Consider the following 14,225-nt stretch of genomic DNA (forward strand, 5'->3'; position numbering starts at 1 on the left):
ACCCAAACGCTGCGATTCTTCTGTGTGAGCGTGGGCTTCGTGTGGCGCGCGCTTTGGGTGATCGATACGAGGAGTGTGCGACACATCGGGTCTACGCCTTGGCGCATCGCGAGGCCGGAAATTCGAAAAAGGCGCTCCGCCTCGCCGATGAGGGAATCGATTTAGGTCGTCAGTATGAGATTCTCTATGAACTAGGTCGAACGCTCGCATGGGCAGGAGAGACACGACTCCAAAGTCCAAGCCCCGACGAACAAGCTCACGGCCGGCGGCAACTCTGGGAGGCTCGTGCCATTTTTGAGCGCATGGGACTCTCACAGTGGATCCGTTCGGTGGATCGCTTGCTTGGGTTTGAATCCCAACCGGAGGCGGTCCCAGGCGAGGCAAGTCTACCTGGACTCGAGAATCTCGGTGATCTCGATCGAGGCGCACTTCGTTTTGGTATTGTCACCTGCAATCGTCAGGTCAGCGAAGCTGTGGAGATTTTGCAGAGCGTTGCGCCGAGTCAGATTCCTGTGCTCATAACGGGCGAGAGCGGTGTCGGTAAGGAGCTGCTGGCCCAGGCCCTCCATCAAATGGGCCCTCGTCGCAAAGCACCCTTCATACCCGTGAACTGCGGCGCTATCTCCGTGAATCTCCTCGACAGCGAATTCTTCGGGCACGAGCGAGGTGCTTTTACCGGAGCGATCGCATCGCGCGAGGGACTGCTCGCGGCCTCGGACAAAGGCACCTTGTTCCTCGACGAGGTGAGCGAGCTTCCTTCACAAGTTCAGGCAGCTCTGCTTCGGGTGTTGGAGACGGGCGAGTTGCGTGCTGTCGGGCGGGACGATGTTAGGAAAATCGAGATTCGGATCGTCGCTGCAACGAATTCGCGCCTTGAGAACCTCGTTGATCGCGGGCTCTTCCGCCAAGACCTCTTTTATAGGCTCAACGGTATTCGCGTCACAATTCCTCCGCTCCGCGACCGCGAGGAGGACATCAGGGCATTGTTCCGCTACTTCTGGTCGCAAGCCACCGCAACGGCAAAGAAGCAACTCACGATCGAAGATGGGGTCGAGACGGTGCTCTGCGCGTACAACTGGCCCGGCAACGCGCGCGAGCTTCGGCACGAGATTGGTCGGGTTGTCGCACTCGCACCTGATAAATCCTTGGTCCAAAGTGAGGCGTTTCTACCCCAGGTCCTGCGAAAGGATATCGCCTCCCTTCGGAGGGATCGCGAGCGGCGGGACGAGGCGGCTGAGGAGCGCCAGTTGATCCTCTCGGCCTTACGTGCCCATCACGGGAATAAGGCTGAGGCGGCCCGCAGCCTGGGCGGGATGAAGCGCACGACCCTCATTTACAAGATTGAGCGCCTGGGTATTCGGCCAGAAGAGTACCAAGCTAAGAAGTAGCTGCACCCCCACCATTTTCGCCAATTTACTTTTGCTCAATAGATTAGCAGCTTCCTCTGGCCCTTTCGGCGCCTTCCGCCTCGTGCGCCAATTCCCGCTTCGTTTGGCCTTCGCGAGCCAACTTACCTAATCCATTGTCCCGTATCCAGTAAACCTCCAAATCCAACGCGAGTCACATCGACCGCCGCTGTCGCGGGCGGGGATTCCCCCAATAACCGGCGAGGTCGAGATGCTGGTCGATTTTTGGCCGGCTTGGACGGCAACTAAGTCGCAAATCGACAACAAGTTACGTACATTCTTTTTGGATCCGCCTCCACCGCCTCGTGGCACCTACGTTGCCCTATTTGCTGGCCAGGAATGAGCGCCACGGAGGGTGGCGAAAACGAGGAGGCGGCAAATGGAACGGTCAAAGAACCTAAGAGGCGGATTCAAAGCGGCAACGGTAGCAGTGTTCTTCGCCGCGGCTCTACTGTCGACCGGATGCAGCAACAACGCGCTGCTAAACCCCCTGCCAAACTCGAGCGCGCAGAGCGCACAGACTGCGAACTCTGGTGGACAGCAGCCGAACCCAGGCGGACAACAACCGAACCCCTAGGCTCAGGAGAGCGTATCCATATCTTTTATCGCGGAGACAACATGGGCTGCCCTCAAATAGGACTTGCGGTGCTCGTCGCCGAGTTCGGAAACTATTTGGTGAAGCAGCCGCGATGCGAGAGTGAACCTGGACCGCGATTCCTTTCTCAGTCCAACCCGGGCAGCGAGAGCCCCCATCCTGTAACTCAACTGCCACGCGAGTTCTCTCATGCCGGATCGCTCGGCTCTTTCAAGACCGACTGTGAGCAAATCACGGAATTTGGTGTGATCGAGCCTCTGCTCATGGAGGATCTCAGATATAGCAAGCGCGGCGGGGACTACTATCACGAGAAGACCCCTCTGCTCGGAGTCTCGAAACAGCGTTTCGATTTCAGCCACGCTGGAGGCTGCGTTACCGTTCCGCGAGCGGGCGAGGTGCATTTCGATCTGGACCCCCCAGAGATCCTCGGGATCCCTAGTCTCAAGCAGCTCAATCTCTGCCTCTCGAAGTAGCCTGTCACTTTCCTCAACCTCATCCCTTCTCCTCAAGACCTTCGCAAGTAGCCACCCGAGTCGTGGCCTCACGACGGTGTACCCGTGCTCACTCAAGAGAGCCAGCGCCTTCCGAACACCCTCCTCTGCGAGGTCCCCCCTTCCCAAGAAATAATTTGCGAGGCCTTCGATCTCAAACGCCTTCCCGACGTAGGTTAAGTCTTTAAGCGCCTGCGACGCACGCATCACTTCACGTGCGTCGGCCAATGCATCCTCATATCTCGCTAGATGGATGGAGCACATCCCCGAACCAGCACGACCAGCTATGTACTCGAACGAACTTCCGAAGCGCCTTGCCCATTTAGACGATAGTCGGTTCTGATCAGCAGCCTCAGCGAATTGCCCTTGGTGGAACAACCAACTTCCTCTGTTACTAAGGATTCGAGCCTTAAAGGAATCCGAACGCGACGATTCCGCGAAACGCCACGCCTGGTCCAGCCACTCTCTTTCACCATCGGGGTCCCCCAAATACTGAAAGGCAGAGCTCATCGCGTTCGCAATTCTCATCTTCCAATATTCGGACTCCGCCAACTCGAATCCGGCGCGGAGCGTCTCGATAGATTCTCGGCTCGCCCCAGCAACAACCATTGCTGCACCGAGCTCGTACATTAATGCCGCGCGCTCGTTTCGTAGTGACGGGTCATCAGAGTACTGACTCAGGACTGTTCGCACGCGATCAATGGCTCTTGATCTGGACGCCTCGCCTCCGTGTCGCCAATCGATTTCAGCGAGGTCAGCGTGACATTGCAACAGGAGCGAACTGTTCTTCGTGCTGCCGGTCAAGTCTATGGATCGGGTCAGATGAGCCCGCGCCGAGTCCAACTCCCCTTTCGAAAGGGCAATTTGACCCAGCAAGTGGTGCCTTGATGCAGCGTCGTCAAGAGCCGCCGTGCCGTCTCCCCAAAGCTCGTCTGCCTTTAGACATTTCGTCGCTCTTTCGTCATCGCCGACTTGATGCAGGATATAGGCTAGGCGGAGACATATCGAACGTGCACGTGAGAGTAGGTGACTCCTCGCCGCTAGATCCAGGCAGAGCGCGAAGCTTTCGATTGCTGCCCTATGCTCACCTCGTTGGAGAGCGCTCTCTGCGGACTCCAATCCACGATATAAAGAGGCTAATGACGGACGGTATCGCAGTTCCAGGCCCGCCAATTCGTCCGAATCTCCTGACCCGTGCCTCGACTCAAGAATGCAGTTGGCGGCCTCGAGCTGAACTTCTTCTGTCGTGGGGCTCAAGGCCACTTGTCGTATCCCGTCCGATGCTAGTGACCAGACTCCATGGGAGCGGCGAAGCCAGCCCTTTGCCTCAAGTGATGGAAGCAAATCCTCGGCACGCCGCACAATCCCGAACTCCCTCAGTTGTTGGCTGGAGTTGACTCGCCGAAGGAGCGAAATGGCTACTAACGCCCGCTCTTCATCGGAATCCAAGTGCCGCCAGGCGAGAAACCATGGATTTGATTTCGGTTCAATTTCCAGAGAGTGGATCTGAGCAACCTCACGGAATTTCCAAACTCCGTCCCGCCTGTCGAGGAGTTTTTGGTCAATTAGTGAGGCTACAGCGAAGCGGAGCGCGCCCGGGTTCCCGCCGGTCAACCCTTTGAGTTTGGCAATCAACTCACCTTGAAGGTTGGCAGTTCCCAAGGTTTGCTTTAGCGCCTCGTCAAAGACTACGCCTGTAAAGGGCGGTAGTTGAATCGTTCGTTCGAACGGGTCTTCACTGCTGCCTCGCGAAGAGTCGCCCAAAGCTATAAGAACCCGGCTCGCACGACCGCCTTCTACAGAAAGCGCCCAGACGTACCGTGCTAATGACCTGCAAACTTGTTCTGAGGCAGCGTCGACGAGCGACCGCAAACTCGTGTGGACAAGGAGGGGCGAACCCTGACCGTACTCCCATAGGAGTGTCGCCAAGTCGATGGTCAATTCGGGGATTGCGTGAAGCTTCCCTCCCTTTCTAGATAGTTCAAGCGATTCGACAAGTTGTTCGTCAATAGATAGTTTGTTTGAGAAATCAAGCGCCACCGCCAGACCGCCGCTGCTAAGAAGCCTATGGGAAATCTCATGGAGTAAGGTGCTCTTCCCGATCCCCGGCTCGCCGGTGACATAAAGCAGGGTGGGCGTGCCGGGCTCCTCCGAGTACAACAGCCTCTCGATCTCCGCGATCTCCTTCTCGCGTCCGACGAGCCTCCCGCCCAGGATCTCGCCGATTCGGTCCTCGACCCCGAAGCCCTCCATGAACTCATCGGCGCTCCCCTGCCGCAGCCCGGGCTGGCGCTCGAGTGCGCGCATCACCACGCGCTCCAGATCCGCGGGTACGCGCACGCCGTGCGCTCCGGGCGAGGGCACCCAGCCCTCGAGCTGCCCCGAGATCACCTCGCGCACGGTGTGGCCCGCAAAAGGATGCTTTCCGGTCAGCGCCTCGTACGCCATCACGCCGACCGAATAGAGGTCGCTCCGAATGTCTGCGGGTTCGCCTTCCCACACTTCGGGTGCCGCGTAGCCGGGTGTGCCCGATTGCCCGGACGCTGCGCCACCGCTTCCACCCATCCCAGCGTCGGTGATCTTCACGACGCCGCCCGCACCCAACAAAATGTTCCCCGGCTTCAGGTCGCCGTGGATCTCTCCGTGGCAGTGGAGGTGCGCTAGCCCGCGCAATAACCCGGTCAGAACGCGCCGCACCTCATCAGCCGATTGAGGCTCACCCATCCTCCGCGCCCAATCACCCCCCTCGATGAGTTCCATCGTGTAATAGGCCTCGCCCGAGGGAAGCGCCCCCCAATCGAAGACCTGGATCAGGTTCTCGTGGCGGATCTGGCGGAGGCTGTCGAACTCGCGGCGGAGAAACGCGGACTCGGCGGGCGTGACGAGCTTCAACGCAAGCTCGCGGTCGCGGATCGAGTCCTGGACCCGATACACGCGGCCTGAGCCGCCCTCGCCAAGGAGGGAGCGGGATTCATATCGCTTCGGAATCGACGGGGAAGTCATAGGAAAAGCCGCTCCGGCACGGGCCGTACGCGGAACCAAACCCTACGCCCGGGTGGGCGGGGCGTCAATCGGCGCTAGCATAGGGCTAAGGAAAGGGGCGCTCAACTTCCCGCCAGCCTGGACTCCAAGCGCGCTTTGACCGCGGGCCATTCATCATCCGTGATGCTGTAATAGACCGTGTCCCGCACCACGTCCCGGTCGCTGGTCGCATGCTTGCGGAGCGTCCCTTCCTCCTTCGCTCCGATCCGGAGGATGGCCTCCCGCGATCGAACGTTCAAGGCATTTGTCTTGAGTTCGACCCGCACGCAACCCCAAGCCTCGAAGGCGTGGCGAAGCATCAGATACTTCGCCTCGGTGTTCACGTGGGTGCGTTGGGACGCTCGTCCGACCCAGGTCCACCCGATTTCGACCCGACGATGCTTGGGCTCGATATTGCCGAATCGGGTACAGCCGAGCACGTGTCCCGTCGCCTGCTCCACGGTCGCGAACGGAAGCGCCTCTCCCTCCGCCTGCATGCGAAGTGCTTCCTCCAAGTATCGAGAGAGATCCTCGCGCGTCTCGACCACGTTGAGCGTCCAGCGCCATAGCTCGGGATCGAGGCCGATTGCGGCGAGCCCCTCGAAATGTCGGTCGAGGGCGAGTGGCTCCAGGCGAATACGTGTGCCCTGGAGGGTTACGGGGATGATTTCCAAGGGTGGTCCGAAATAGCCAGTTGCAAGGGGCAATGTCCCCATCATTTTCGCGGCGGCCCAGGCGCGCTCTCTGAAACCCAGGTCTCACAACACGGCCCGAGGTTAACCCGGGAGGCATGGACCATGCGAATCGAATGCTCCGAGTCGTTCCCTGGAGTTACCAACGCAACTCCGTCGAATAAACGCCCCGCAGAAGGCGGTTAGGCGGAGAAGGGGCCGGAGGAGATCATGAGGACGGTATCGAGAAGTGAAGCTGGCTTCACCCTGATCGAGCTGGTGATCGTCATCGTGATCCTCGGTATCCTGGCGTCGGTCGCAATTCCGAAGTATGAGGATATGCGCGAGCAGGCGCGGGTGGCCTCCCTCAAGGGGCAGCTGGGATCGATCCGCTCCGCGGTATCGATCCAATACGCCCGCAACTCGCTGAACGGAGGCCCGGCGTTTCCCACGCTCAACGGAACGATCTTCGCGGACGGCAACGTCCCCAAGGAACCGGTCATGAACTCGAATGCCGTGAAGACGACGGCCGGTGTCGACAACGCGGGCGGCTGGCAGTACACCCAGCCGAGCGGACTCGTGAAGGCCAACCTGAACGCCTATTCAAGCTACTAATACCCCGGCCCGGGCGTCGCTACTTGCGCATGTGGCCGGCCCGCGTTTCCTCGCGGGGCTTCCAGCTCTAGGAAATGGCGCACCGGTTTGCGCCCGCCTCGAGCTCCGTGGGATCTCCTTGGGGAAAGTTACCTGCCTCGTTGAGGCGCACGATCGCGAGATGGTTCGGTGGGGTCGCGGGAATCCGCGACAAGAGGGTTTCGACGAATCCATCTTCGCTCGCGCGTAGCATCTCGACACGCCCGATCACGTCGGCCAGGGCCGCTCCGCACGGCCTGCCGTCGAACGGGATCGGCTCGCTTGTGTGACAGGGGAGAATCCACGTGTCGGGTGGCAGCTTGATGATCCGCTGCAACGTTCCATATAGCGCGTGCGCCCGCTGCCGCGCCTCAACCGCGCTCGCCGCGAGGTCGGGACGGCCGACGGCTCCGGGGAAGAGCGTGTCTCCGGTCAAGAGCGCGCGTCCATCGACCAGATAGCACATGCTCTCGAGTGTGTGACCGGGAGTGTGAAGCACCTGGATCGCGGATGTGCCGATCGTGATGGTGTCGCCGTCTTGGAGCGGGAGGAACGGATACGTCGTACGGTTTTGAGCCGGGAGATAGACCTTCGCCCGACATCGCGCGGCGAGAGGCCGCGAACGCGACAAATGGTCCGCGTGAACGTGGGTATCGATCACGTGGGTGATCGTGAATCCTCGCTCCTTTGCGATCCTCAAATAAATCTCGGGATCCACCGATGCATCGACGACCGCGGCTTCGCTTCCGCTGCCGATTATGTAGGAGAGACAGCCCTTCCCCGTCCGGCGAACCTGAATGATCTGCGCGCTCGAGCGGATCGGCTTCACATCCGCTAGGTTCCACGCAAGGCTCCATGCCTTCATCCCGCCCTTCAGCGAGAGCGCCTGAACACCACGCTCCCGGAGCGCGCGCACCGCGAGGAGGCTCGTGTTTCCTCTGGCGCAGACCGCGACCACCGGCTGGCCTGGCGGCAGTGCCACCCCCGCGAACGGCGAAGCGGTGCTCGCGCGCAACGCCTCGTGCGGATCCAGGTGGAGACTTCCAGGGATGCTCCACTCCTCGCGTTCCACGGCCGGGCGGATATCGAGTACGGTCACCGGGCGGCCGCTTTCGAGCCAATCTCTGAGAGCATCCACACCGATGTCGATCGACTCCACACACGCCTCCGGCGGATCGAAATTACAACGTCCCAGGGTTGTCGGACGAGCTTATCGGAGCGCGTATCATATCGGCCCGCGGCGCCTTGGGGAAGGTCAATGCTCACGTCCCCGTTTCCCGATGGCGAATCCTCCCTAAATGGCCTAGGTTTGCCGGGTTGGACTCGAAGAGGCTGAGCCCCCCACGGAGGATGCGATGACCGGCGCGCGCGCGCGGTTTGTCGTTCACGTTCTCCCGGGTCTCCTTCTCACAGTGGCCTGCGCGATCGCGGCCCGCCTGCTGCACGGACTTCTTCCCCCCAGGCCCGCCGCCGTCCTGGGCGAGGTCGTGGTCGCGGTGCTCCTCGGGCTCGTAATCGGAAACGCGGTCATGCTTCGGCCCCTCTTCGCTCCGGGAATCAGGTTCTCGTTTCATTCGCTCCTCCGCGTGGCGATCGTCATCCTCGGGGCGCAATTTTCATTCTTCCAGGTCGTGGCGATCGGCGGGAAGGCCGTTCTCATGATCGTGATCTTGATGGCGCTTGCCCTCACCGTGGCCCATGTCTTGGGGCGCCTCACCGGCGTTCCAGGGCGGCTCGCCACCTTGATCGGCGTGGGCACCGCGGTCTGCGGCAACACCGCGATCACGGCGACGGCGCCGGTCATCCGGGCCGAGGACGAGGAGGTTTCGTTCGCCGTCGCGACCAACACCCTCTTCGGCACGGCCGCGGTGTTCATCTACCCCGTGTTGGGCCACTGGATCGGGCTGTCGAGCGCGGCCTTCGGGACGTGGGCGGGCACCGCCGTCAACGACACCTCCCAGGTAGTCGCCACAGGTTTCGCTTACAGCGACATGGCCGGAAAGGTGGCCACGGCGGTGAAGCTCACACGGAACGCGCTCATGGGCGCGGTGATCGTGGGGATCGGGCTGGTCTACGCGCGCGGCGAGGGCGGCGCGCATGGCTGGGGCGACGCGCGCGGGGAACCGCCGGCGCTCGGCTTGCCCGCGGCGCTCAGCAGCCTCGGCCCCCGCGCGGCCGCGAACTGGGCTCGCCTCCGGCAGTCGATCCCGGGCTTCGTCCTCGGCTTCCTGCTCGCGGCGCTCCTCAACACCCTGGGTGCGATCGCGTGGGCGGGATCTATCAGCGGGAGAGACCTCTCTCACGATCTGCAGGTGGCCTCGCGGTTCTTGATTCTCGTCGCACTCTCAGGCGTGGGCTTGAGCACGCGCGTGAGCGCGATGAAGCGGATCGGCGCGACCCCGTTCCTGGTCGGATTCGCTACGGCGGCGACGACGGCGCTCGCGAGCTATCTGTTGATCCGCTGGCTGGGACCGGCTGGAGGCTGATCGGGCAGGCCGCGAGCGGAATCGGGGATGGGCGACCCGGCCGCCGGGGCGCGGCCCCCGTTCCGAAGCCACGGTGCGAGCCTTTGGTGAAGTCTCTGGAAGGGTTGCATCAACAGCGTCAAGAAGAAGACGATCGCCGTCGTGACCGCGAGCGTCCATATCCAATGACGCAAGCGGAAGCGCCGAGCCGTCGGAGCGGCGATGATGAGCCCGAGAATGGCGGCAATCAGGACCATCGCGTCGAAGCTCGCGCGTTGCCAGTAGACATCGTCCAGGTGGAGCCACATTCCGAACTCATCGAATGTAAGCGCGAGCCCGACACCATACAGAATCGCCGCCCGGGCAAGGCCCCGGCTGTCCGGACGAAGAAAAATCAGGTACGCGCCTACTCCGCTCAGGATGAAAATCCCGTAGTTCAGGTGGTGGACGTGAGTCTGCCCGAAACGGAGGTAGAAGTCCCGCATGGTTCCGAACGCCATGAGGAGGACGATGCTGCGGGCGATGGCAAAGGTGAGGATAAAAGCAACGAACACACGGCGGGCGAGCCGGGTCACGCCCATCTGCTGCTCTTCGGGCGGAACGTCGTCCAGCGCGGCGTCGGGAGGCGCGTCTACGGGCACGGCCCCATGCTAACCGTGCCGCCGGCCGGAGAGAAGGGGGAAGGGGGGCTGATAACTCGGTCGAATTCGACGCGACGCATCCGGGAGCCGATGGTACCTTTTCCCACATGAGAACCGCGTCGATGGAGCACGGGGGAGGGTTGAGCCCCGACGCCATGTGGACGGCGTTCCGCCGGGGGGACCCGCACTACGACGGACGTTTCGTTACGGCCGTGCGGACGACCGGAATTTTCTGCAGGCCGTCGTGCACCTGCCGGAAACCCCGGCGCGAGAACGTGCTCTTTTACCGCTCCCCCAACCAAGCAGCCCGTGCCGGATTCAGACCCTGCAAGAGGTGCCGTCCCGAGCTTCGTGGAGGCCCCGCCGAAGCAGACCGTGCGATGGCCGCGAAAGCGATCGCCTTCATGCGGGCGAATCTGGATTCTCACCTCTACGCGAAGGACATCGCCGCGGCGGTTGCGGTCAGCCCGTCGCATTTCGCGCGGCGTTTTCGCGCGGCGGACGGACGGACGCCGATGCGCGCCCTGGCCGACTTGCGCGCCGAAAAGGCCGAAGCCCTGCTCCGCGACCGGGCGGTGGGCACGCTCGATGTGGGATTCGCCGCAGGGTTCCAGAGCCCTTCCGCGTTCACCCGGGCGTTTCGAAGAAGGACCGGTCTGCCGCCCGCCTCGTGGCGGCGATCCTTGAAAGGAGAACGGACATGAAACACGGAAGACGGATCGACGTAGCGGCGGTGCGGACACGATTGGGAACCTTCGCCGTCGCGGCCACGCCTCGGGGTCTCGCAGCCTTATTTCCGCTCCCGCGGGGGCGAATCACGGGAGCACGCGCCGGACGAGAGCCAACGCTCGCCCGCCGAGTCCACTCGGGCGCCCGGCTCGTGATCCACCGTGCCCGCGAATCCTATCCTCCCGCGCTCTCCCGCGCGGCCGCCGCGCTCCAGGCGTACGCTTCCGGCAAGGCCCGTGGCAGAACCCGCCCCGTGCTCGATCTCGACGGCACGCCGTTTCAGCGCGCCGTGTGGAGGCGGCTCTGCGCGATTCCCGAGGGGAAGACGATCTCCTACGGAGCGCTCGCGGCTTCGATCGGGCGGCCCCGGGCGGCGCGCGCGGTGGGCGCAGCGGTCGGCGCGAATCCTGTTCCGATCCTCGTGCCCTGCCACCGGGTCATCGGCCAGGACGGCGGGCTCACCGGATTCGGCTTGGGACTACCGATGAAGCGCGCGCTCCTGCTCCACGAGGGACATCGCACGAGGTAAATCCGAGCACGGCCGTGGCGTGAACCGCGAGGGACATGGTACCGTTATCGTTCCATGTCTCTCGCGATCCTCCGCGGCCACCTTCGAAGCAGCTTCCGCGCGTTAGGTCACCGCAACTACCGTCTCTACTGGACGGGTCAGCTCGTCTCCCTGATCGGAACATGGATGCAGAGCGTCGCGCAGGGGTGGCTCATGTACCGCCTGACCGCCTCGGCGTTCATGCTCGGCCTTCTCGGCTTCGCGCAATTCCTGCCGGTTCTCCTGCTCACGCTCTGGGCGGGCGTGATCGTCGATTCGATGGACAAACGCCGCCTCCTGCTTCTCACGCAGACCGCGTTTCTGATCCAGGCTGCGTTGCTCGCCACGGCCCTCAGCACCGGGGTCGTGAAACCGTGGATGGTTCTCGCGCTCGCGTTCGTATTCGGCACGATCAACGCGCTCGATCTCCCGGTCCGCCAGTCCTTCGTGGTGGAGCTGACGGGGAAGGAAGACCTCTCCAACGCAATCGCGCTCAACTCGGCGGCGTTCAACACGGCGCGGGTCGTGGGACCCGCGATCGCCGGGATTCTGCTTGCCACGGTCGGCGAGGCGGGCTGCTTCTGGTTGAACGCCCTCTCCTACGTCGCGGTGATCGCGAGCATCTGGCGCATGGACCTCCCCGCGCGGCCGAGCGTCCGGTTCGCCGGGAGGCGCGCGGTCGAGACGATGATGGAAGGGATTCGTTACGCCAGAAGCGTCCGGCCGCTTCGCAATCTTCTGACGCTGCTCGGGGTGACCGCAGGCCTGGGGTTCCAATACATGATCCTTCTCCCGGTATACGCTCGGGAGATCCTTCACGCAGGGCCGAAAGGGTACGGGGGCCTCGTCACCGCCTTCGGGTTGGGCTCGCTGGTCTCAGCCGCATGGATGACGCGAAAGCTCGACCGCTGGGCTCTGCGTCGCAACCTCTTCATCGGGCTCTTATCCGCTGCGATCGGCATGGGAACGTTCGCGTGGTCGCGCACGCTGGAGCTGAGCGTGGCGATGGGATTTCTCGCCGGCTTCGGCCTCATTCTCTACATCGCGACGACGAACACCCTGATCCAGGTCACGACCGAGGACCGTTTCCGGGGGCGCGTGATGAGCCTCTACACGCTGATGTTCGTGGGGACGGCCCCGATCGGGGCGCTCGTCTCGGGCACGATCGCGCAGCATTTCTCGGCGCCGGTCGCGACGTCCTTCAGCGCCCTCGTATTGTTGGGCGGCGCGCTCTGGATGATCCGCCGCCTGCGCGTGCTGGCGGCGCGCGAAGCCGTCACCGCCACGGTCCCCGCGGCCACGGAGAAGGTCGGGTAGGGACACGCAACCGAGGGCGCCCGGGCTCAAGCCGCCCGGCGGAGTTGCGTTAGCCGGGGTATTTCCCCGTGATGTAGTTCGTGAGGTACTGGATCTCGTACTTTTGGTCCTGCGAGATCTGCTTGACCAGATCGCCGATCGACACGAGACCGACCAGCTTCCCCTTCTCGAGGACCGGCAGGTGGCGGATTCGCTTTGCCGTCATGATCGCCATGCATTCCTCGACGGCGTAGTTGGGATCGATGCAGATGACTTGGCTGGTCATGATCTCGCGGACCTGCGTCGTCTTGGAGGTGCGCCCCTCGAGGACGATGTGGCGAAGGTAGTCCCGCTCGGTGATGATGCCGCAAATCTGATCCCCTTGCGTCACGAGAAGCGAGCCGGTGTTGCGTTCCACCATCTTCTTCACGGCTTCGTAGACGGTCGCGGTTCCCTCGATTGTGTAAACCTCGTTCCCCTTCTTTGCGAGCAGGTCGGCGATTCTTCCCATGGCGAACCTCCCTTGGGAATTCCAGCGGGGCCCCCACCTCTCGAAGCCTAGCACGGGCTCCGGGCTCAGGGAATGGGTTTGCCGGCAGGCACGGCGCGCATGTAGACGCGCGATCCGTCGCGCAGGACCGCGGGTCCTGAAAATCCCTCCGGGGCCTCGTTCCGATCCATCACTCTCACCCAGGCGGAATCGGCATCCGCGACATTTCGCCAGCGCGCGGCCGGCGAGAGCCAGATCGCAACCACGGGACGCGCCGTCCTCAGCGAGTCGAGCTGCTTCAGGAGCGGCAGAAAGAGGGCGGGGCGATCGAGATGCCAGGAGACCCAGTCGGGCGCGTCGGACAAGACGAGGCCCCCTTGCGGCCATTCTCGCGCGCGCACGGTGAGCGCGGCCTGCGTGCCAGGGCCGACCGGCGGGAAGCGCCGGTGCGCGTCCCCTCGTTGGTAGACGACGTGCGCGCCTCGCTCGAGCAGAACGGCCGCGAAGAGCACGGCCAGCCCTCGCCCCCGTGCCACGCGCCCGAGGACCGGTACTACGGCGATGCCGAGGAGGACCCACACCAGCGGGAGCACCGGCACTAGAAAACGCGGGCTCCGCTCGAGGGCCGACATGGCGGAGATCTGCCACGCGATCGCGACGAGGAGCGGCGCCAGGTGGCGACGCGGCTGAAACGCCTTTGCGTGCCGTCCGAGCGCGAGGCCGGCGAGCGCGGCGCCAAGTCCCACGGGGCCGAGCCCTGCCGAGAGATCGAGCACGTACCCCGCGATATCCTTGATGTAGCGGAACGCGAACGACCCCGGATAGTGAAGGACGTACTCCAACACCCCCGGCAGATGCGCGCCGAGCATCCGCGACGACGAATACCCTGGATATTGCGGCGTGTAGAGGAGCATCGGATTCCCCTGGATCGCGAAACCCCCGCGCGCCCCCTGAATCGCGGCGAGCCACGGCACGCAGAGCGCCGCGTATACCGCGGCGAACGCGAAGGCGCGCGCCCATCGAGGCGCGCCTGCGCTGGGCTCGGGCCGGGCGCTGGGCTCGGGCCGCGCCGCGATCCAGAGCCAGACCGGGAGGAACAGGAGCGATTCACCGCGCAGGTACCACGCCCCGGCGGCTGCCAGCGCGGCCGCGCCGGCAGCCGGGATCCCACCTGAGCCGAGGAGGAGGATCCATACCGCGAGCTCGAGCAGGGCGGCGGGTACCTGGCTCATCCCCGGAT

The 14,225-nt window shown here is 63.3% G+C and carries 12 protein-coding genes; 6 read left to right on the top strand and 6 right to left on the bottom strand.

The window, feature by feature from the left end:
• Positions 1-98: 98 nt before the first annotated feature.
• The gene (locus E6K76_09460) at positions 99-1,388 is read left to right on the top strand and encodes a sigma-54-dependent Fis family transcriptional regulator (GenBank protein ID TMQ57849.1); all 1,290 of its coding nucleotides are present in this window, start codon (positions 99-101) and stop codon (positions 1,386-1,388) included.
• Between the two features lie 597 nt (positions 1,389-1,985).
• Here the strand turns inward: E6K76_09460 and E6K76_09465 are convergent.
• Positions 1,986-5,495, bottom strand: coding sequence for a hypothetical protein (locus E6K76_09465; GenBank protein TMQ57850.1), 3,510 nt, complete (start codon positions 5,493-5,495; stop codon positions 1,986-1,988).
• 101 nt (positions 5,496-5,596) lie between these two features.
• A complete protein-coding gene (locus tag E6K76_09470; protein TMQ57859.1) occupies positions 5,597-6,229 on the bottom strand; it encodes a GNAT family N-acetyltransferase in 633 nt (210 codons plus the stop codon).
• A gap of 186 nt (positions 6,230-6,415) precedes the next feature.
• Here E6K76_09470 and E6K76_09475 point away from each other — a divergent pair, with 186 nt between their 5' ends.
• Positions 6,416-6,799, top strand: a complete 384-nt coding sequence (locus tag E6K76_09475; protein ID TMQ57851.1) for a type II secretion system protein — start codon at positions 6,416-6,418, stop codon at positions 6,797-6,799.
• A gap of 67 nt (positions 6,800-6,866) precedes the next feature.
• Here E6K76_09475 and E6K76_09480 read toward each other — a convergent pair whose 3' ends face one another.
• The gene (locus E6K76_09480) at positions 6,867-7,961 is read right to left on the bottom strand and encodes an MBL fold metallo-hydrolase (GenBank protein ID TMQ57860.1); all 1,095 of its coding nucleotides are present in this window, start codon (positions 7,959-7,961) and stop codon (positions 6,867-6,869) included.
• A 211-nt stretch (positions 7,962-8,172) separates the two neighbouring features.
• Here E6K76_09480 and E6K76_09485 point away from each other — a divergent pair, with 211 nt between their 5' ends.
• The gene (locus E6K76_09485; protein TMQ57852.1) at positions 8,173-9,303 is read left to right on the top strand and encodes a putative sulfate exporter family transporter; all 1,131 of its coding nucleotides are present in this window, start codon (positions 8,173-8,175) and stop codon (positions 9,301-9,303) included.
• On the opposite strand, the gene E6K76_09490 is transcribed toward E6K76_09485, so the two are convergent.
• Positions 9,264-9,923, bottom strand: a complete 660-nt coding sequence (locus E6K76_09490; protein TMQ57853.1) for a hypothetical protein — start codon at positions 9,921-9,923, stop codon at positions 9,264-9,266. The two genes, E6K76_09485 and E6K76_09490, sit on opposite strands and share 40 nt — an antisense overlap.
• A gap of 107 nt (positions 9,924-10,030) precedes the next feature.
• Here E6K76_09490 and E6K76_09495 point away from each other — a divergent pair, with 107 nt between their 5' ends.
• The 3 genes from E6K76_09495 to E6K76_09505 are packed head-to-tail and all read left to right on the top strand — an operon-like array spanning position 10,031 to position 12,516.
• Complete coding sequence (locus E6K76_09495) at positions 10,031-10,627, top strand: methylphosphotriester-DNA--protein-cysteine methyltransferase family protein (GenBank protein ID TMQ57854.1); 597 nt, start codon at positions 10,031-10,033, stop codon at positions 10,625-10,627.
• Positions 10,624-11,181 carry a methylated-DNA--[protein]-cysteine S-methyltransferase gene (locus tag E6K76_09500; protein ID TMQ57855.1) on the top strand — a complete coding sequence of 186 codons (558 nt, stop codon included), beginning with the start codon at positions 10,624-10,626 and terminating at the stop codon, positions 11,179-11,181. Before E6K76_09495 ends, E6K76_09500 begins: the two co-directional genes overlap by 4 nt.
• 54 nt (positions 11,182-11,235) lie before the next feature.
• Entirely contained in the window at positions 11,236-12,516 is a 1,281-nt protein-coding gene (locus E6K76_09505; protein TMQ57856.1) for an MFS transporter, read from the top strand.
• 49 nt (positions 12,517-12,565) lie between these two features.
• Here E6K76_09505 and E6K76_09510 read toward each other — a convergent pair whose 3' ends face one another.
• Both E6K76_09510 and E6K76_09515 read right to left on the bottom strand, forming a co-directional pair.
• On the bottom strand, positions 12,566-13,006 hold the full coding sequence (locus E6K76_09510) for a CBS domain-containing protein (protein ID TMQ57857.1): 441 nt from the start codon (positions 13,004-13,006) through the stop codon (positions 12,566-12,568).
• A 65-nt stretch (positions 13,007-13,071) separates the two neighbouring features.
• Positions 13,072-14,217, bottom strand: coding sequence for a hypothetical protein (locus E6K76_09515; protein TMQ57858.1), 1,146 nt, complete (start codon positions 14,215-14,217; stop codon positions 13,072-13,074).
• Positions 14,218-14,225: the final 8 nt, after the last annotated feature.

The sequence above is a fragment of the Candidatus Eisenbacteria bacterium genome (genome assembly GCA_005893275.1).
Lineage (GTDB): Bacteria > Eisenbacteria > RBG-16-71-46 > SZUA-252 > SZUA-252 > WS-7.